16 protein-coding genes are annotated in these 17,564 nt (G+C 66.2%); 13 read left to right on the forward strand and 3 right to left on the reverse strand.

What is annotated here, in order from left to right; genetic code table 11:
• Positions 1-67: 67 nt before the first annotated feature.
• The 9 genes from ACQP1G_RS11395 (at position 68) to ACQP1G_RS11435 (ending at position 7,377) form a co-directional block, all read left to right on the forward strand.
• Positions 68-382 (forward strand): hypothetical protein, encoded by a 315-nt coding sequence (locus ACQP1G_RS11395; RefSeq protein WP_433202002.1) that lies wholly within the window; start codon positions 68-70, stop codon positions 380-382.
• A gap of 92 nt (positions 383-474) precedes the next feature.
• A complete protein-coding gene (ffh, locus tag ACQP1G_RS11400) occupies positions 475-2,028 on the forward strand; it encodes a signal recognition particle protein (RefSeq protein WP_433202005.1) in 1,554 nt (517 codons plus the stop codon).
• A gap of 146 nt (positions 2,029-2,174) precedes the next feature.
• Complete coding sequence (locus ACQP1G_RS11405) at positions 2,175-3,269, forward strand: amidohydrolase family protein (RefSeq protein ID WP_433202007.1); 1,095 nt, start codon at positions 2,175-2,177, stop codon at positions 3,267-3,269.
• A gap of 152 nt (positions 3,270-3,421) precedes the next feature.
• Positions 3,422-4,405 (forward strand): LLM class F420-dependent oxidoreductase, encoded by a 984-nt coding sequence (locus ACQP1G_RS11410; RefSeq protein ID WP_433202010.1) that lies wholly within the window; start codon positions 3,422-3,424, stop codon positions 4,403-4,405.
• Between the two features lie 607 nt (positions 4,406-5,012).
• Positions 5,013-5,438, forward strand: coding sequence for a 30S ribosomal protein S16 (gene rpsP, locus ACQP1G_RS11415; RefSeq protein WP_433202013.1), 426 nt, complete (start codon positions 5,013-5,015; stop codon positions 5,436-5,438).
• Between the two features lie 73 nt (positions 5,439-5,511).
• A complete protein-coding gene (locus ACQP1G_RS11420; RefSeq protein ID WP_327101130.1) occupies positions 5,512-5,754 on the forward strand; it encodes an RNA-binding protein in 243 nt (80 codons plus the stop codon).
• Positions 5,755-6,279: a ribosome maturation factor RimM gene (rimM, locus tag ACQP1G_RS11425; protein ID WP_433202016.1), complete on the forward strand. Its 525-nt coding sequence runs from the start codon at positions 5,755-5,757 to the stop codon at positions 6,277-6,279.
• Positions 6,280-6,318: 39 nt separating this feature from the next.
• The gene (gene trmD, locus ACQP1G_RS11430) at positions 6,319-7,011 is read left to right on the forward strand and encodes a tRNA (guanosine(37)-N1)-methyltransferase TrmD (protein ID WP_433202019.1); all 693 of its coding nucleotides are present in this window, start codon (positions 6,319-6,321) and stop codon (positions 7,009-7,011) included.
• A gap of 144 nt (positions 7,012-7,155) precedes the next feature.
• Positions 7,156-7,377 carry a hypothetical protein gene (locus tag ACQP1G_RS11435; protein WP_433202022.1) on the forward strand — a complete coding sequence of 74 codons (222 nt, stop codon included), beginning with the start codon at positions 7,156-7,158 and terminating at the stop codon, positions 7,375-7,377.
• Between the two features lie 183 nt (positions 7,378-7,560).
• Here ACQP1G_RS11435 and ACQP1G_RS11440 read toward each other — a convergent pair whose 3' ends face one another.
• Both ACQP1G_RS11440 and ACQP1G_RS11445 read right to left on the reverse strand, forming a co-directional pair.
• A complete protein-coding gene (locus ACQP1G_RS11440; RefSeq protein ID WP_433202025.1) occupies positions 7,561-8,769 on the reverse strand; it encodes a PQQ-binding-like beta-propeller repeat protein in 1,209 nt (402 codons plus the stop codon).
• A 48-nt stretch (positions 8,770-8,817) separates the two neighbouring features.
• Entirely contained in the window at positions 8,818-9,672 is an 855-nt protein-coding gene (locus tag ACQP1G_RS11445) for a response regulator transcription factor (RefSeq protein ID WP_433202028.1), read from the reverse strand.
• A 96-nt stretch (positions 9,673-9,768) separates the two neighbouring features.
• On the opposite strand from ACQP1G_RS11445, the gene ACQP1G_RS11450 reads away from it, so the two are divergent.
• From ACQP1G_RS11450 to ACQP1G_RS11465, 4 genes are all read left to right on the forward strand, one after another.
• The gene (locus ACQP1G_RS11450; protein ID WP_433202031.1) at positions 9,769-11,532 is read left to right on the forward strand and encodes an AMP-binding protein; all 1,764 of its coding nucleotides are present in this window, start codon (positions 9,769-9,771) and stop codon (positions 11,530-11,532) included.
• Positions 11,529-13,163, forward strand: a complete 1,635-nt coding sequence (locus ACQP1G_RS11455; protein ID WP_433202034.1) for an AMP-binding protein — start codon at positions 11,529-11,531, stop codon at positions 13,161-13,163. The genes ACQP1G_RS11450 and ACQP1G_RS11455 overlap by 4 nt, the downstream gene beginning before the upstream one ends.
• A gap of 98 nt (positions 13,164-13,261) precedes the next feature.
• On the forward strand, positions 13,262-15,682 hold the full coding sequence (locus tag ACQP1G_RS11460; protein WP_433208401.1) for a Tex family protein: 2,421 nt from the start codon (positions 13,262-13,264) through the stop codon (positions 15,680-15,682).
• Between the two features lie 30 nt (positions 15,683-15,712).
• Positions 15,713-16,582 carry a hypothetical protein gene (locus tag ACQP1G_RS11465; protein ID WP_433202037.1) on the forward strand — a complete coding sequence of 290 codons (870 nt, stop codon included), beginning with the start codon at positions 15,713-15,715 and terminating at the stop codon, positions 16,580-16,582.
• Here ACQP1G_RS11465 and ACQP1G_RS11470 read toward each other — a convergent pair whose 3' ends face one another.
• Positions 16,583-17,473 (reverse strand): sigma-70 family RNA polymerase sigma factor, encoded by an 891-nt coding sequence (locus ACQP1G_RS11470; protein ID WP_433202040.1) that lies wholly within the window; start codon positions 17,471-17,473, stop codon positions 16,583-16,585.
• Between the last annotated feature and the right edge of the window lie 91 nt (positions 17,474-17,564).

Genomic DNA, 17,564 nt, shown 5'->3' on the forward strand with positions numbered 1-17,564 from the left:
GGCAGCAGGCCCCTCGCGCCCTACTATCAGAGCGTCTGGCTATCGCGAGCATGAGGGGAGCAGGTCGGTGGCAATTGAAGTCGTTTCGGCATCGATGATGACGAGTGACGAGACCACGCATATGGCGCGCTGCGTCGGCGGCGACCGATGGGTGGTCTCCTGGCTACCTGGCCGGACCCTGTCCGGACAACAGGCTGTGACCGCTATGACGATTGCCACCACCGTCGCGACGCATGATGTGCCGACCGACACCGAATGGGCCATGCTCGACGATCTGGCCCTCGAACTGGGTCTGACCGCCCGCGAGGCGGTATTCATGGTTGCGCTGGAGAACCACGACTATCGCAAAACGGCCAAACCGCGCCGCCGATCGCTCGACTAGCACCTCGAAGGTGCACCGCTTGCGCGAACAAGTGGGCTGTCCCATTACCCTGGGATACCAAGTGACGTCCCACGAGATCAGGAGCGCGATCGGTGTTCGAATCCCTGTCCGACCGGCTTACCGGTGCCCTCAAGGATCTTCGCGGTAAGGGGCGTCTGTCACCGGCCGACATCGACGCCACCTGTCGCGAGATCCGTCTTGCCCTGCTCGAGGCCGACGTCGCACTGCCCGTGGTGCGCGGTTTCATCGCGAAGATCAAGGAGCGGGCCAAGGGTGCGGAGGTCTCGGCTGCCCTCAATCCGGCCCAGCAGGTCGTCAAGATCGTCAACGAGGAGCTCGTCAATATCCTCGGCGGCGAGACCCGCAGGCTGACCCTCGCCAAGAACCCCCCAACGGTGATCATGCTCGCCGGTCTGCAGGGTTCCGGTAAGACGACCCTGGCGGGCAAGCTCGCGAAATGGCTGAAGGGACAAGGGCATCAGCCCTTGTTGGTGGCCTGCGACCTCCAGCGCCCCGGTGCCGTCACTCAGCTGCAGGTAGTCGGTGAGCGCGCGGGTGCGCCCGTATTCGCGCCGCATCCCGGCACCTCCATCGGCGGCGGCGACAACCCGCTCGGCATCTCGGCGGCCGATCCCGTGGCCGTCGCGAAGTCCGGTGTCGAAGAGGCGCGCAATAAGCAATACGACGTGGTCATCGTCGATACCGCCGGTCGCCTCGGCATCGATACCGAGCTGATGGCGCAGGCCGCGGGCATCCGCGACGCCGTGCAACCCGACGAGACGCTGTTCGTACTCGACGCCATGATCGGTCAGGACGCGGTGAACACCGCCGAGGCCTTCCGCGACGGCGTCGGCTTCACCGGTGTCGTACTCACCAAGCTCGACGGCGATGCCCGCGGTGGCGCGGCGCTCTCGGTCCGGAATGTGACCGGCGCGCCGATCATGTTCGCCTCCACCGGTGAGAAGCTCGAGGACTTCGACGTCTTCCATCCGGACCGGATGGCCTCGCGCATCCTCGGCATGGGTGATGTGCTCAGTCTGATCGAACAGGCCGAACAGGTCTACGACCAGCAGCAGGCCGAGGAAGCCGCCCGCAAGATCGGCAGCGGCGAGATGACGCTCGAGGATTTCCTCGATCAGATGCTCGCCATCCGCAAGATGGGACCCATCGGCAACCTGCTCGGCATGCTGCCCGGTGCGGGCCAGATGAAGGATGTGCTCGCCCAGGTCGACGACAAGCAGCTCGACCGGGTCCAGGCGATCATCCGCGGCATGACCCCGGCCGAACGTGCGAACCCGAAGATCATCAACGCGTCTCGCCGTCTGCGCATTGCCAACGGCTCCGGTGTCCAGGTCTCCGAGGTCAACCAGCTCGTCGACCGGTTCTTCGAGGCCAAGAAGATGATGACCATGATGGGCCGCCAGATGGGCCTGCCCGGCTCGCGGCGGGCCAATGCGAAGAAGGGCAAGAAGGGCAAGAAGGGTGGCCGCGGCCCAACGCCGCCCAAGGTGCGCGGTGGCTTCCCGGGGATGCCGGCAATGCCCGCCGGCATGCCCGACCTATCCGGCATGCCCGCCGGCCTCGACCAACTCCCCCCCGGCCTCGAGGGCCTCGACATCTCAAAACTGAACTTCCCCAAAAAGTAGCCGCTCCCTCCCGCTGTCTACTCGCACCGGGCACCCCGTCTCTGAACCCGGCACCCTCTACGCGAGGTGTCCGGTTCGAAGACGGGGTGCCCGGTCGCTGTTGAGGGGGCAGTAGGTTGGCGGGGGAGGGCGTTGAGGAGGTTGGTGTGCATCTGTGCGGGGTGGTGCTTCCTGGTGGCGAGGTGCGGGATTTGTGGGTGCGGGGTGGGGTGGTGTCGTTCGAGCCGGTCGCGGGGGCCGAAACACTGTGCGGTGTGGGGTGGATCGTGCCGGGGCTGGTCGATGCGCACTGCCATGTCGGGATTCGGTATGGCGGGGGAGATGAAGATCGGGACGGGGCGATCGCGCAGGCCGAAATCGAGCGGGACGCGGGCGCACTACTGCTGCGTGACGCGGGGTCGCCGATCGACACGCGATTTATCGACGAGCACGAGGAACTGCCACGGATCATCCGCGCGGGCCGCCATATCGCCCGACCGCGGCGCTATATCCGTGAGCTCGGTATCGAACTCGACGATGAGCGCGATCTGCCGGACATCGTCGCTGAGCAGGCTCGGTTCGGCGATGGCTGGGTGAAGATCGTCGGGGACTGGATCGACCGGTCGGTGGGCGATCTGCGGCCGCTGTGGAGCGATACGATCCTGAAGGAGGCGATCGACGCAGCGCACGCCAACGGCGCGCGGGTGACGGCGCACGTTTTCGGCGAGGACGCGCTGCCAGGGCTGATCAACGCGGGCATCGATTGCCTCGAGCACGGCACCGGCCTCACCGACGACACCATCGAGATGATGGTCGAACACGGTACCGCGCTGGTGCCGACACTCATCAATATCGACACCTTCCCCGAAATCGCCACCAGCGCGGGCAAATTCCCCACCTACGCCGCACATATGCGCGATCTGCACGCGCGCGTCCGCAGCACCGTCGCCAACGCACACGATGCCGGCGTTCCGATTTTCGCGGGCACCGATGCCGGCGGCTCCATCCGGCACGGCCGCATCGCCGACGAGATCGCCGCGCTGTCCGGGGCCGGACTCTCGAGACACAACGCACTCGGCGCCGCCTCCTGGAATGCTCGCAGCTGGTTGGGTCGACCGAGCATCGAAGCTGGCGCACCCGCGGATTTCGTTGTCTACCAGGAAGATCCACGCATCAGCCCGGCCGCCCTCGCGAACCCCCAGTACGTCATCCTGCGCGGCCGAGTCGTCAAAACCCGCAATCCGGTCACCGGCCACCGCTGACCTGGGCGCTTACCAAATGGGCAGCTCGGATATAGCTCTCGCTATGACGTTGCGGAGATCGGCGGCCGGTCCGGAGATATCGCCGCCCAGGTCAACGGGTTGATGTGAGCAAGAACGGAAAGTCGCGGCGGCGGGCGCGTATGGTCGGTTCCGTGACCATTCGCCTCGGTTATCAGATGCCCAACTTCAGCTATGGCCAGCCTGTCAGCGAACTCTTTCCGACTGTGGTCGCGCAGGCCAGGGAGGCCGAAGCCGCTGGCTTCGACACCGTCTTCGTAATGGACCACTTCTACCAGTTGCCCGGTCTCGGTGTACCGAGCGATCCGATGCTGGAGGCCTACACCGCATTGTCCGGGATCGCCGCGTCGACCGAACGAATCCAGCTGTCGGCGTTGGTAACCGGCAATACCTACCGCAATCCCGCGCTGCTCGCCAAGACTGTCACCACTCTCGATCTGGTGAGCGGCGGCCGGGCAGTACTCGGCATCGGCGCTGGCTGGTTCGAACTCGAGCATCAGTCCTACGGCTTCGAATTCGGCACCTTCACCGAACGATTCCAGCGCCTCGACGAGTCGCTGCAGATCATCACACCGATGCTGCGCGGTGAACATTCGACCTTCGACGGCAAGTGGTACCACACCGATAACGCGATGAACGAGCCCCGGCTGCGCAACGATCTGCCGATCCTGCTCGGTGGCGGCGGCGAGAAGAAGACCTTCGCGCTGGCCGCCCGCTTCGCCGATCACCTCAACATCGTCGCCAACGCTTCCGAACTCCCGCGCAAGATCGAGGCACTGCACCAGCGTTGCGCCGAAATCGGGCGCGACCCAGCGACTTTGGAAGTCAGCTTCCTCTGCTTCCTGATGATCGACGAAGACGGCGACCGCGCGCGCAAACAACAACAGGATCTGCTGCGCGGTATCGGCGTCGACCTGTCCACTCTCTCCGAAGACGAACGCAAGCAGACCATCGCCGACCGCCAATTCGTCGGCACCCCGGCCGAAGTCGCCGAGCAGCTGCAGACACGGGTGCTCGACCAGGGTGTCCAGGGGCTGATCGTCAACATGGTCACCACCGGACATGAACCGGGCGCGGTCGAACTCGCGGGACACACGCTCGCGCCACTGGTTCGATAGGACGGCATCGGCTCGAGCGCCCGTTTTCGGCTCAGCGGCGAGATGTTTTCGCCGCCAATGGCTTTGGGGATCGCTAAAATCGGCTCATGACGGCTGTCCGAGGACGCGCGTCCTTTGGTGTCGACGCGCCACCCGTGCTCCTCATGCTCGGCGCGCTCACGGGTGGATGCCTGATCGCGACGGTGATCGTCGGATCAGGACTGTCCGGCGGGGTCGCGGTGTGTGCCATATCTCTCCTTGTGCTGACGGTGGTCGAGCCTTGTGCGCAGCTATACCGCACATATGTTCGACCGAAATGGAACCGCATCATCGTGTCAGTGCAACTGGTCATTGGACCGACTATTGTTCTCGCGGATGGGAACGGCGCTGGTCGGCGCTGGTCCGCGCGGGGTTGGGCATGGCCGCTTGCCGACGCGACCGATGACGCGATTTCAGGGGAGAGTGGCCGGTCTGGCACAATGGACCATCGTCCTTCCTGGACAAGTGTCAGCCCGTCTCCGGTTACGTACCGCGCGGCGGTCACACACTCCAAGCGCAAAACCGGGCTCGCAGACCGTGCGGGTCGCTGAATTGTGCCGTGACCAACCACTGAAAGGCAGATCAGCACATGGCTGTTCGCATCAAGCTCACCCGCCTCGGCAAGATCCGTAACCCGCAGTACCGCGTGGTCATCGCCGACGCCCGCACCCGTCGTGACGGCCGCGCCATCGAGAACGTCGGCAAGTACCACCCGAAGGAAGAGCCGTCGCTGATCGAGATCAACTCCGAGCGTGTACAGCACTGGCTGAGTGTCGGCGCGCAGCCGACCGAGGCCGTGCAGCGCCTGCTGGAGATCACCGGCGACTGGCAGAAGTTCAAGGGCCTGCCGGGTGCCGAGGGCACCCTGAAGGTGAAGGCTCCGAAGCCGTCCAAGCTGGACCTGTTCAACGCCGCGCTGGCCGCCGCCGATAACGCGCCGGTCGCCGAGGCCGTCACCCCCAAGAAGAAGGCCGCCAAGAAGGACGAAGCCGCCGAGACCGAGGCTGCCGAGTAACCGTGAGCGAGCGTAGCGAGCGAACCGAATACGCAGCGCTCACGACGGAGCCGAGCGCTAGCGAGGTGCAGTCGTGAGCGCCGTCGTCGCCGATGCTGTCGAACACCTGGTTCGCGGCATTGTCGCCAATCCGGATGACGTCCGGGTCGAGCTGATCACCGGCCGCCGCGGACGCACCGTCGAGGTGCACGTCAACCCCGAGGATCTGGGCAAGGTGATCGGGCGCGGCGGTCGTACCGCGACCGCGCTGCGCACCCTCGTCGCCGGTATCGGTGGCCGGGGCATCCGGGTCGACGTGGTCGATACCGACGCCTAGATGGAACTCGTCGTAGGCCGGGTCGCCAAATCGCACGGTGTGCGCGGCGAGCTGGTCGTCGAGGTACGCACCGATGATCCCGACGCGCGCTTCGCACCTGGTGTGCGGCTGCGCGGGCGGGCAGCGCGTGCGAAGGAAGTCCGTGAGTTCACCGTGGAGTCGGCCCGAGAGCATTCGGGCCGACTTCTCGTGCAACTCGTCGGGGTGTCCGATCGCACCGCCGCCGATGCGCTGCGCGGCACCCTATTCGTCGTCGACAGCGCCGATCTGCCGCCCTCGGAGGACCCGGACGAGTACTACGACCACGAGCTGGAGGACCTGACCGTCCAGCTCACCGACGGCACCGTTGTCGGTAAGGTCACCGAGGTGCTGCATTCGGCCGCGGGCGAGCTGCTATCGGTGCGTGCCGCGGACGACGGCCGCGAGATTCTGATCCCGTTCGTCACGGCCATCGTGCCGACCGTCTCGCTGGCCGACGGGCTCGTCGTCATCGACCCGCCGGAAGGTCTCCTCGATCCGGAGTAGAGGTGAGCGTGCCGTGCCCGGCATAACGCAGGAGACAGCATGAAACTCGATGTCGTCACCATCTTTCCCGAGTATCTGGAGCCGTTGCGCACAGCGTTGCTCGGCAAGGCCATCGACAAGGGCCTGATCTCGCTCGAGGTGCACGATCTGCGTCACTGGACCCACGATGTGCACAAGTCCGTCGATGACTCGCCCTATGGCGGCGGGCCCGGCATGGTCATGAAGCCGACCGTCTGGGGTGACGCCCTCGACGACGTATGCCCCGATGACGCCCTGCTCGTGGTGCCGACGCCCGCCGGTGTGCCCTTCACCCAGGCCGCGGCCCAACGCTGGGCGAGCGAGAAACATCTCGTATTCGCTTGCGGCCGTTACGAAGGCATCGATCAACGCGTCTTCGACGACGCCGCCCGACGGGTTCGCGTCGAAGAGGTCAGCATCGGCGACTACGTCCTCATCGGCGGCGAGGCCGCGGTCCTCGTCATGACCGAAGCCGTAGTCCGCCTGCTCCCCGGCGTACTCGGCAATCAGCAATCCCACCAAGAGGATTCGTTCTCCGACGGACTGCTGGAGGGGCCGAGTTATACCCGCCCGGTCTCCTGGCGCGGTCTGGAAGTCCCGCCGATCTTGCTGTCCGGAGATCACGCCAAGGTCGCCGCGTGGCGACGCGAACAGTCGTTGGCTCGGACCCGTGAACGGCGTCCAGATCTGCTCGGCCACCACGACGACGCCTGAGCCTCGCTGGGGCGCAGCCCATTTGGGTGTCCCACCCGAAACTACAGATATCGACCCTTGATGAATGTATCGTTAACCAACGGTACATTAAATGACGGGTAGGTGGCTGTGAGGACAGTAGCGAGGCTCGGGACCGTACGTCGAGTGGTGGCTTCGACCATCATCGGTGGCGCGATGATGGTCGTATCGGATCTAGTCGCGCCAGAACTCGTCGAGATCAGAGCCGCCGCGGATCGCGACACGCATGACCCGGACTCCGGCCGTGTCGGCCAGCGCGGCCGCAGTAGCAACCATGGCCAGTACAAGGGGCGCACCGAACGTCCCTGCCAGTACACCCCCGAAGGGGTTTGCACCGGCGGGCGGTGACCACATTGCTGGTTGTCGCCATCCAAGAACCCGGCCACGTAATCGCGTCCGAGCGTTCTTCCCGGGCCACGCCGTCGGCCCGCCGGGCACGAATTCGACTGCTGCGCATCGAATGTGAGGCGATCTGATGCGCGGCCTGTGAATTTGTGCGCGGCGCCCTCGCGGAGGGGCGCTGTTCGCGGGCTATGCCGTCGGGATGATGGCGAAGGTGCCGTTCTTGCCCGGGATCAGTGCGCCCCAAGGTGCCGACTTCAGCAGCGTGCCCTGGAAATCGACGGACATCTGGAGCAGGGGTTTCGCGCCGCTCCGGGTGTCGTGGGGGCCCGCGACGACGGTGCGCTCGCCGGTCCGGGTGTCGAAGGCGACCACCCAGTAGTCGTTTCCGCTCACTTCACGCAGCACACCGAGGATGACGTTATCCGCGGCTGCCCACGGAATGACCTCCTCCTCGGTGGGGCGTAACGGGACCGTCCAGCGAATATGCCGATCGGTTTCCTCCAGCCGAAGTTCCTTGTCTTCCTTCAGTGTGCTGCTGTCCATCGCGAGGGCGGACCCGTCGTGCAGCGGGAACCGCCATTCGCTGTCCGGCCCGCTCCGCCGTCCGATGACCTGGCCGCTGACGGCATCGATGGTCTCGATCTCGGTGCCCTGTCGCACGGTCGCCACATTGGCCGGGCCTCGGGTGAAGCTGCGTCGATCGGGAACCTGTCGCTTCCACAGCAGCGCCCCGGTGTCGTCGGCCAGCGCGCCGACCAATTGCTCGCCCTCGAGGTCGGTGTCGAGAGGGCAGCGGAACAGGCTCAGGTCCTGGACCGGGAACATCAGCGAGGTGTCCGGTGGCAGGGGTATCGCGCAGCCGAGCGTCGCGGGATCCACCGACCAGCGTCGCGTCCCGGTGCGCGGATCGTTGCGGACGAGCTGGGTGCCGCCGTCGTCGTACTCGTACCACTCCGCGTCCGGGGTGGTCCACAGCTGCCGACCGGTATCGGCCGCATAGGCGATCGAGCCGGTCTCGCCCTGCCAACCGACCAGCAGCACACCGCCCTTGTCCAGCAGCGAGATGCGCTTGCTGTCGGGCCGCAGGCCGGGCCGCTGCATCACCCACTGCGGTTTCCCGGAGCGCGGATCGATACCGGTCAACCGGTCATCGGTGACCGTGTACAGGCCCGTCGCCGTAAATCCGACCGCGTCATGCGGTCCGATATCCAGTGGTTTGATACTCGACAGGTTCAGCGCCGGAGTGTCGGACGAGGTCGGCCCATGGTGTTCCGGTGAATCAGAGCCGCACGCGGCAATTCCCGCGACCAACCAGACCACGACCCCGGCACGCAACAATGCGGTAAGCGATGTGCGCGTGCCATTTTCGACCGATTTCCACCCCGAGAACTTCACGCCGTGATCATTGCACGGCGGCTGCGGCGACCCACGGGGCAGCGCCGGTCAGGGCAGTAGACCGTGGCGGCGAGCGGTGACCACGGCCTCGTGGCGCGAGTGGGCGTCGAGTTTGGTCATCGCGTTGCGCAGGTAGCTCTTGACCGTCTCCGGTCCGACGGAAAGGCGTTGGGCGGCTTCTTGATTGGTGCAGCCGAGCGCGATCTGGGACAGTACGTCGAGTTCGCGGCGAGACAGCCGAGGGGCGTCCGGCGCCGGGTCGCCCACCAGGACTCGAGCGAGGCGTTCACAGACGGCATGCAGGCGCTCGCGGAGTCGTTCTTCCTCGGCCGAGCGGGCGACGCCGCGAAGTTCGGCATTGATCTCGCGGAGTTCTTCGGCGACCGCGGGCGCGGTGTCGGGCGCGGGAGTCGTCATTTCCAGCAGGCGCAGGCGGCGGTCGACCTCGTCACGGATGGTGATCTCCGTGGCCAGGCGGCGGCTGGCCTCGACGACGAGATCAGCGGTGCGGTCGCCGAGCGGCGTGCCGCCGCGGTTGGCGGCGTAAAGCACCGCGCGGGAGCGATTGCCGACCACGACGGGCACCGCGACGACCGATCGGATGCGTTCGCCGGAGACCGGGCCGTCGTAGTGGTGGGTGATCGAGGAGGCGCTGCGGTAGTCGGCGACCGAGGCCGGGCGCCGCATATCCATGACCCGGCCGCCGAGGCCGGAGGTGCGCAGCACGGTGAGCCCGCGCAGACCGTTGGTGACGGTGCCGACGAATTCGGTGAGCAGCAACGTGTCGTCGTGCACCTCGCCGCCGAACACCAGCGGCACACTCGCCTTGGTCGCCACCCAGCGGATCTCGGCGCGCAGCGCGTCGCCGTCGCGAGGCCGCAGCAGGCCGCTGGTGTGGGTCAAAAGACTCACCCCTTTTCGGGGGTAGTGCCGGACGTGATGTGACCCACATCCTATTGGAGACCGAGGTGGCCTGGATCACCGATGAGGAGAGGCGAGATGACCGCGGACCTGAACGCGCGCGTGCGCGAACTACTGCAGACCTACGACGGACCCGACGTCAGCGCGGCAGATCTGCTGTGCGACCGGCACCCCGCCGACCGGGTCGCGTTCACCATCGTCGACCCCGACCTGACCTCGACCGACCTCACCTACGGTGAGCTGCGCGAACGCTCCCAGCGCTGTGCTGCCGCACTCGCCGACCTCGGCGTGGAACCGGGCGACCGCGTTGCCACGCTGATGTCCAAGTCCACCGACCTGGTGGTCGCGCTACTCGGCATCTGGCGGCGTGGCGCGGTCCACGTCCCGCTCTTCACCGCCTTCGCCCCGCCCGCCATCGCCTTCCGGCTGGAAACGAGCCGAGCATCGCTGGTCATCGTGGATGTCGATCAGGCGAACAAGCTCGCACCGGGTGCCGACATCCCAACCGATCCGCGGTGGCGCGTGATCATCGCCGGGGACAGTGCGTCGACCGCCGTCGAAATGCGGGGGGCCGTCGACACTGCAGCCGCTGAGGGGCAGGTGGCAGGCGGCGCGACCAGCACCGGCTCGGTCGCCGATGACGCGAGCGCCGCGGGGCAGTCTGCCCAGGAGCAGTCGATGACACCGCTGCGGTTCGCGGATCTGCTTGCCGAGCATTCCGCTGACGACCCCAGGGCGGCGTCCGCGACGGTCGGCGGCGATGGCCTGCTCGTGCAGCTGTTCACCAGCGGCACCACCGGAACCCCGAAGGGGGTTCCGATTCCGGTGCGTGCGCTCGCGGCATTCCATGCGTACCAAGAGTTCTCGTTGGACGTGCGCGAGGACGACGTCTACTGGAACGCCGCGGATCCGGGCTGGGCGTACGGTCTGTACTGGGCGATCCTGAGCCCGCTCGCCTCCGGTATCCGCAGCCTGCTGCTGCACGCACCGTTCTCCGCGCCGCTGACCTGGCAGGTGCTCGAACGGTTCGGCGTCACCAACTTCACCGCCGCGCCGACGGTGTACCGCGCGTTGCGCGCCGATAGCGCTGCTGTCCCAACGAATCTCCGGCTGCGGCGGGCCTCCTCGGCCGGCGAACCGCTGACCCCGGACGTGGTCTCGTGGTCGGTCGAAACGCTCGGCGTCGCGGTCCGCGACCACTACGGGCAGACCGAACACGGCATGCTCATCTGCAATTCCTGGCACGACGCGCTGCGAGTGGACGCGCCCGCGGGCTCGATGGGCCGGGCGCTGCCGGGGTGGACCTGTGCGGTGCTCGAGGACAATGCCGATATCGAAGCGCCCGCCGGGCAGTTGGGCCGGGTCGCCATCGACACCGAGCGCAGTCCGCTGCGGTGGTTCCTCGGCTACCTCGATGCTCCCGAACGCACCGCCCAGCGTTACACCCCGGACGGCCGCTGGTATCTGACCGGCGACGCGGGATCGCAGGATGCGGACGGGTTCTTCCACTTCTCGGCCCGCGACGACGATGTCATCATCATGGCCGGATACCGCATCGGCCCGTTCGAGGTCGAGAGTGTGCTCGTCATGCACGAGCAGGTGGTCGAGGCTGCGGTCGTCGGTATGCCCGACGAACTGCGCGGTGAGGTACTCGAGGCCTTCGTGGTGCTGCGCAATGGGTTCGAGGGGACCGCTGAATTGGAGGCCGAATTGCAGACCCTGGTGAAACGAAAGTTCGCCGCGCATGCCTATCCACGCACAGTGCACTTCGTGGACGCACTGCCCAAGACACCCAGTGGCAAAGTGCAGCGATTCATTCTGCGGCAGCAGGGAGTTCGATGATGTCCACACTCCCGAGCTACGCCTCCGGCACGGCGGAAGCCCCGCTGCTCGGCGATACGATCGGTGATGACTTCGATCGTATGGCCGCCGCCTACGCCGACCGAGAAGCGTTGGTGGACTGTCCAACCGGTCGTCGCTGGACCTATCGCGAACTCGCGGCCGCGATCGACGCACTCGCCACCGGGCTGTCGGCGCGCGGCATCGGCAAGGGCGACCGAGTCGGCATCTGGGCGCCCAACTGCGCGGAATGGTTCCTCACCCAGTACGCCACTGCGAAACTCGGTGCGATCCTGGTCAATATCAACCCGGCCTACCGCACCAGCGAACTGGAATATGTACTGCGCCAGGCCGGAGTGCGCCTGCTGATCGCCGCGCCGGAGTTCAAGACCTCGAACTATGTCGCCATGATCGAGCAGGTCCGCCCGGCATGTCCGGGTCTGGATCAGGTGCTGGTGCTCGGCACCGCGGAATGGGATGCGGTGGCGCGGACCGATATCGACGCGGAGCGACTTTTCGCGATCGCGGCGACGCTGTGCATGGACGACCCCATCAACATCCAATACACCTCCGGCACAACGGGTTTTCCCAAGGGGGCCACGCTGAGCCACCACAACATCCTCAATAACGGCTACTTCGTCGGCGAACTCTGCGGCTACACCGAACAGGACCGGATCTGCGTGCCGGTGCCGTTCTATCATTGCTTCGGGATGGTCATGGGCAACCTGGCCAGCACCAGTCATGGTGCGGCCGTGGTGATTCCGGCCCCTTCGTTCGATCCGGTCGCAACCCTGGACGCGGTCGCCGCCGAGCGGTGCTCCTCGCTCTACGGCGTGCCGACGATGTTCATCGCAATACTCGCGGAGCTGGATTCGGGTAAGGATATCGACCTGTCCAGCCTGCGCACCGGCATCATGGCCGGATCACCGTGCCCGGTCGAGGTGATGAAGCGAGTGATCGATCGCATGGGGATGAGCGAGGTGTGCATCTGCTACGGCATGACCGAAACCTCTCCGGTATCGACGCAGACCCGCCGCGACGACAGCATCGACCGCCGCACCGCGACAGTCGGCCGGGTAGGACCGCATCTGGAGGTCAAAATCGTCGACCCCGCAACCGGTTTGACGAAGCCGCGCGGCGAACCGGGCGAACTGTGCACCCGCGGCTATTCGGTAATGCTCGGCTACTGGTCCGAACCGGAAAAGACGGCCGAGGCCATCGACACCGCCCGCTGGATGCATACCGGCGATATCGGCATCATGGATGACGATGGGTACCTCGCCATCACCGGCCGAATCAAGGATATGGTGATCCGCGGCGGCGAGAATATCTACCCGCGCGAGATCGAGGAATTCCTCTACACCCACCCGGACATCCTCGACGCTCAGGTGATCGGAGTTCCCGACTCGAAATACGGCGAAGAGCTGATGGTCTGGATCCGAATGAAAGACGGCACAGCACCTTTGGATGCCGACGCGGTCCGCGCGTTCTGCACCGGCAAGCTCGCGCACTTCAAGATCCCGCGCTACGTCCACATCGTCGAGGAGTTCCCGATGACGGTCACCGGCAAGATCCGCAAGGCCGAGATGCGTGAGATGTCCAAGGACATACTCGACCTGGCCGACCGACGCTGACACCGCGCAATTCGGGCACGCCCATACCGGTTTACCTGGGCGTGGGCCGTTTGTCAGTCGACAACGGTAGTGTCTCGGGCGTGACGACAGCGCCCGAGATCGCCAGTTCAGCGACGAACACCGACACGACCGCCGCCGCACCGGCCGCGACCAGAGCGCTGGCCAGCGTCGGCCAGCGCATCGCCGATGAGCTCGGCGTGCGCGAGAGTCAGGTTCGCGCCGCCGTCGAGCTGCTGGATGCGGGCTCGACCGTGCCCTTCATCGCGCGATATCGAAAAGAGGTCACCGGCGGCCTCGACGACGCTCAGCTCCGCCAGCTCGACGAGCGCCTGAGCTACCTGCGCGAACTCGACGAGCGTCGCGGCGCGATCATCGAATCCATCAAGGGCCAGGGCAAACTCGATAACGCACTGCTCGGGCAGCTGATGACGGCCGAGACCAAGGCCCGCCTCGAGGACATCTACCTGCCGTACAAGCCGAAGCGGCGCACCAAGGCGCAGATCGCCCGCGAGGCCGGTCACGAGCCGGTCGCCGACGCGCTGATCAGCGATCCGTCCACCGATCCGGCGCAGTTCACCGCCGAACAACTCGACGGCGCCCGCGCCATTCTGGTGGAGCGTTTCGCCGAGGACGCCGATCTGGTCGGCGAGTTGCGCGAGCTGATGTGGAACCGTGGCCGAGTCAGCTCGAGCGTGCGCGCGGGCAAGGAGGAGGCGGGCGCGAAGTTCTCCGACTACTTCGAGTTCAGCGAGCCGTTCAGCAAGCTGCCCTCGCACCGGATCCTCGCGCTGCTGCGCGGTGAGAAGGAAGAAGTCCTGCAACTGCAGCTCGAACCGGATACCGACGAACTCGAGCCGGGCGAGCGCTCGGTCTACGAGGGCCGTATCGCCCTGAAGTTCGATATCGCCGAACGCGGCCGGGCCGCCGATAGCTGGCTGCTGGACACCGTGCGCTGGGCGTGGCGCACGAAACTTCAGGTGAGCCTTGGCATCGACACCCGTATGCGGCTGCGTCAGGCAGCCGAGAAGGACGCCGTCGATGTCTTCGCCGCGAACCTGCGCGACCTGCTGCTCGCCGCACCGGCGGGCACTCGCACCACCATGGGCCTGGATCCGGGCTACCGCACCGGCGTGAAGGTCGCGGTCGTCGACGCGACCGGCAAGGCCGTGGCCACCGAGGTCATCTATCCGCACAAGCCGCAGGGACAGACCGAGAAATCGCTTGCCGTGCTCGGTGCGCTGGTCGCCCGTTTCGGCGTCGAGCTCATCGCGATCGGCAACGGCACCGCCTCGCGTGAGACCGATGCCCTTGCCGCTGAACTGATCTCGCGCATTCCGGAGAACAAGCCGACGAAGATCGTCGTATCCGAGGCGGGCGCGTCGGTGTACTCGGCCTCGGCCTACGCCTCGCAGGAACTACCGGATATGGATGTCTCGCTGCGCGGCGCGGTGTCGATCGCCCGCCGCTTGCAGGACCCGCTGGCCGAGTTGGTGAAGATCGACCCGAAGTCCATCGGTGTCGGTCAGTATCAGCACGATGTCTCCGAAACACTGCTGGCCCGCTCGCTCGGCGCGGTCGTCGAGGATGCGGTGAACGCAGTTGGCGTCGATGTCAATACCGCGTCGGTGCCGCTGCTGTCGCGGGTGTCGGGCGTTGCCAACTCCATCGCCGAAAGCATTGTGGCGCACCGTGATCAGCACGGCCCGTTCCGCAGCCGCACCGCGCTGCTGGACGTGCCGCGCCTGGGCCCCAAGGCCTTCGAACAGTGCGCGGGCTTCCTGCGCATCCGTGGCGGTGATGACCCGCTCGACACCTCGGCTGTGCACCCCGAGGCATATCCGGTGGTGCGGCGCATCCTGGAATCGACCGGACGCGGCGTTTCGGAACTGATCGGCAACACCACGTCACTGCGCGCACTGCGGCCCGCCGATTTCACCGATGAGAAGTTCGGTATCCCCACCATCACCGACATCATCACCGAACTCGAGAAGCCCGGTCGCGACCCCCGTCCGGAGTTCAAGACCGCCGAATTCGCGGCGGGCGTGGAGAAAGTCGCCGACCTCGAACCGGGCATGGTGCTCGAGGGCGTTGTCACCAATGTGGCCGCCTTCGGTGCCTTCGTCGATATCGGCGTGCACCAGGACGGACTCGTCCACGTCTCGGCCATGTCGCACAACTTCGTCAAGGATCCGCGCGAGGTCGTGAAATCCGGCGATGTTGTCAAGGTGAAGGTGCTCGAGGTCGACGTCGCGCGTCAGCGCATCGGGCTGTCGCTGCGGCTCGACGATGAGCCGGGTGCCGCGGCCAAGGGCGACGGTGGTCGTGGCCGTGGGCAGGGTGGTCGGGGTGGATCCGACCGCGGCGGACAACGGCAGAATGGTCAGGGGAAGCAGCAGGGCCAGGGTCGACAGCAGAATCAGGGCCGCAACCAGGGCAACCAGGGCAACCAGCGGCGCAACGCACCCCCGCCGAGCGGTTCGATGGCGGATGCGCTGCGGCGGGCCGGTTTCGGACAGTAGGGCGATACGGGCGGAGGTTTGTAGGCGGCCATGCGACGGTGGCTCGAAGACGATGTGATCGCGCACGGTCGGCTGCCGCTGCTGTGCTTTCTCCTCGGGTTCATCGTCGGGTTCCTGCTGATCCGGCTCAGCGTCCGGCTGATCCGCAAGCAGGTCCGATGGTGGCCGGGAAATCTGCGCTCCGGTGGCGTGCACATCCATCACATGGTCTTCGGGGTCATCCTGGTGCTGCTGTCCGGCATCGGGATGGTCACGACGTACCAGAGCGCAGATACGCTCACCACGAGCCTGCTCGCCGCCGCCTTCGGTGTCGGCGCGGCCCTGACCCTCGACGAATTCGCGCTGATCTTCTATCTGCGCGACGTGTACTGGGAGGAACAGGGCCGCACCTCGGTCGACGCGGTCTTCGTCGCGCTGGCCGTGACCGGACTGCTACTGCTCGGTTTCCATCCGCTGTGGTTATTGGATATCAACGACTTCCGCCGCGACCCCAGCACCGGGGTCCGGATCTTCGTCGTCTTCTTCGCCGTGGTGAACCTGGGGTTGGCGGCGATCGTCATCGCCAAGGGCAAGATCTGGACCGGGCTGTTCGGCATGTTCTTCCTGCCCCTGCTCGTGGTCGGCGCACTGCGCCTGAGCCGGCCGGGCGCACCGTGGGCGCGCTGGCGTTATCCCGGCAGGCGGCGACTGATGTACCGGGCGATCGTCCGTGAACGCCGATATCGGCGTCCGGTGATCCGAGCGAAGATCTTCGTACAAGATCTCGTCGCCGGGAAACCCGATGTGGTGCACGTGCGTGAGGCGGCCGAGGCCGAATTGGCGCGCACTGTCGTCCCGGCCCCACCCGCACCCGCCCATTGGCATCTGCCCTCGGTGTCCGACCACTCCCTCCGCGATTGATCACTGCGCCTGCGGGGTCGGGGTGTGCTGGGGGAGGCGGGCAGGGTCGGAGAGGAGGTCGATGGCGGTGATCTTGTTGTCGACGATGGTGAAGGCCAGTAGTGAAACTGTTCGGCTCTCGATGGTGTTGAGCAGTCCGGGTAGGCCGTTGATCAGAACCGGGTGCGAGACAGTGGCATTGGCAGCGCGGTGGAAGGTGTCGAGCTGACCGGCCACGGCCGCAACACCACGGAGCACGCGCATTCCGCCGGGCAGTAGGGCTCCGGCGTCGGCACGCAGCACCACGTCGGGGTCGAGAATGGTCAGTAGCGCCTCGAATTCGCCGCCGCGAGCGGCCGCGAGGAAGGCGTCGACGACCAGGCGTTGGCGCGGCAGATCCCGGTCGGGGCGTGGCGCTCGGCCTTGGACCCGGCGTCGGGCGCGACTGGCCATCATCTTCGCCGCTGCCCCGGACCTGCCGATGATCGGACCGATCTGATCGAAGGGCACCGCGAACATGTCGTGTAGTACGAAAGTGACGCGCTCCGCGGGATTCAGCGAGTCCAGCACGACCAGCAACGCCAGACCGACCGAATCCGTAAGCACCGCTTGCTGTTCCGGCTGGGTGCTGTCATCGGTCGTGACGATCGGATCGGGCAGGTGGGTCTCGAAGACCTCCTCGCGCCGGATCTTGCGCGAGCGCAACATATCCAAGCAGACCCGCCCGACGGTCGTGGTCAACCACCCGCCGAGATTGTCGATCTCGCCGGTGTCGACCCGGGACAACCGCAACCAGGCCTCCTGGACCGCATCCTCGGCCTCGCTCAGCGAACCGAGCATGCGACATGCCACCGCGTTCAGGTGCGCGCGGTGCGCCACGAATCGGTCTGCCAAAGAATCGTTTTCGTGCACAACGGTCTCCTCGATGTCGCTCGAAGAGATGACGCGGCGAATGCCGCGAGTGTGACATCCCGGGCCGTGGTCGTGGCGTGGATCACGGTGC

This window comes from Nocardia sp. CA-107356 (assembly GCF_050946365.1).
GTDB lineage: Bacteria > Actinomycetota > Actinomycetes > Mycobacteriales > Mycobacteriaceae > Nocardia.

Coding starts and splice junctions, on each gene's coding strand:
- rpsP (WP_433202013.1), top strand. CDS start 5,013: ATGGCTGTTCGCATCAAGCTCACCCGCCTCGGCAAGATCCGTAACCCG.
- rimM (WP_433202016.1), top strand. CDS start 5,755: ATGGAACTCGTCGTAGGCCGGGTCGCCAAATCGCACGGTGTGCGCGGC.
- trmD (WP_433202019.1), top strand. CDS start 6,319: ATGAAACTCGATGTCGTCACCATCTTTCCCGAGTATCTGGAGCCGTTG.
- ACQP1G_RS11450 (WP_433202031.1), top strand. CDS start 9,769: ATGACCGCGGACCTGAACGCGCGCGTGCGCGAACTACTGCAGACCTAC.
- ACQP1G_RS11455 (WP_433202034.1), top strand. CDS start 11,529: ATGATGTCCACACTCCCGAGCTACGCCTCCGGCACGGCGGAAGCCCCG.
- ACQP1G_RS11465 (WP_433202037.1), top strand. CDS start 15,713: ATGCGACGGTGGCTCGAAGACGATGTGATCGCGCACGGTCGGCTGCCG.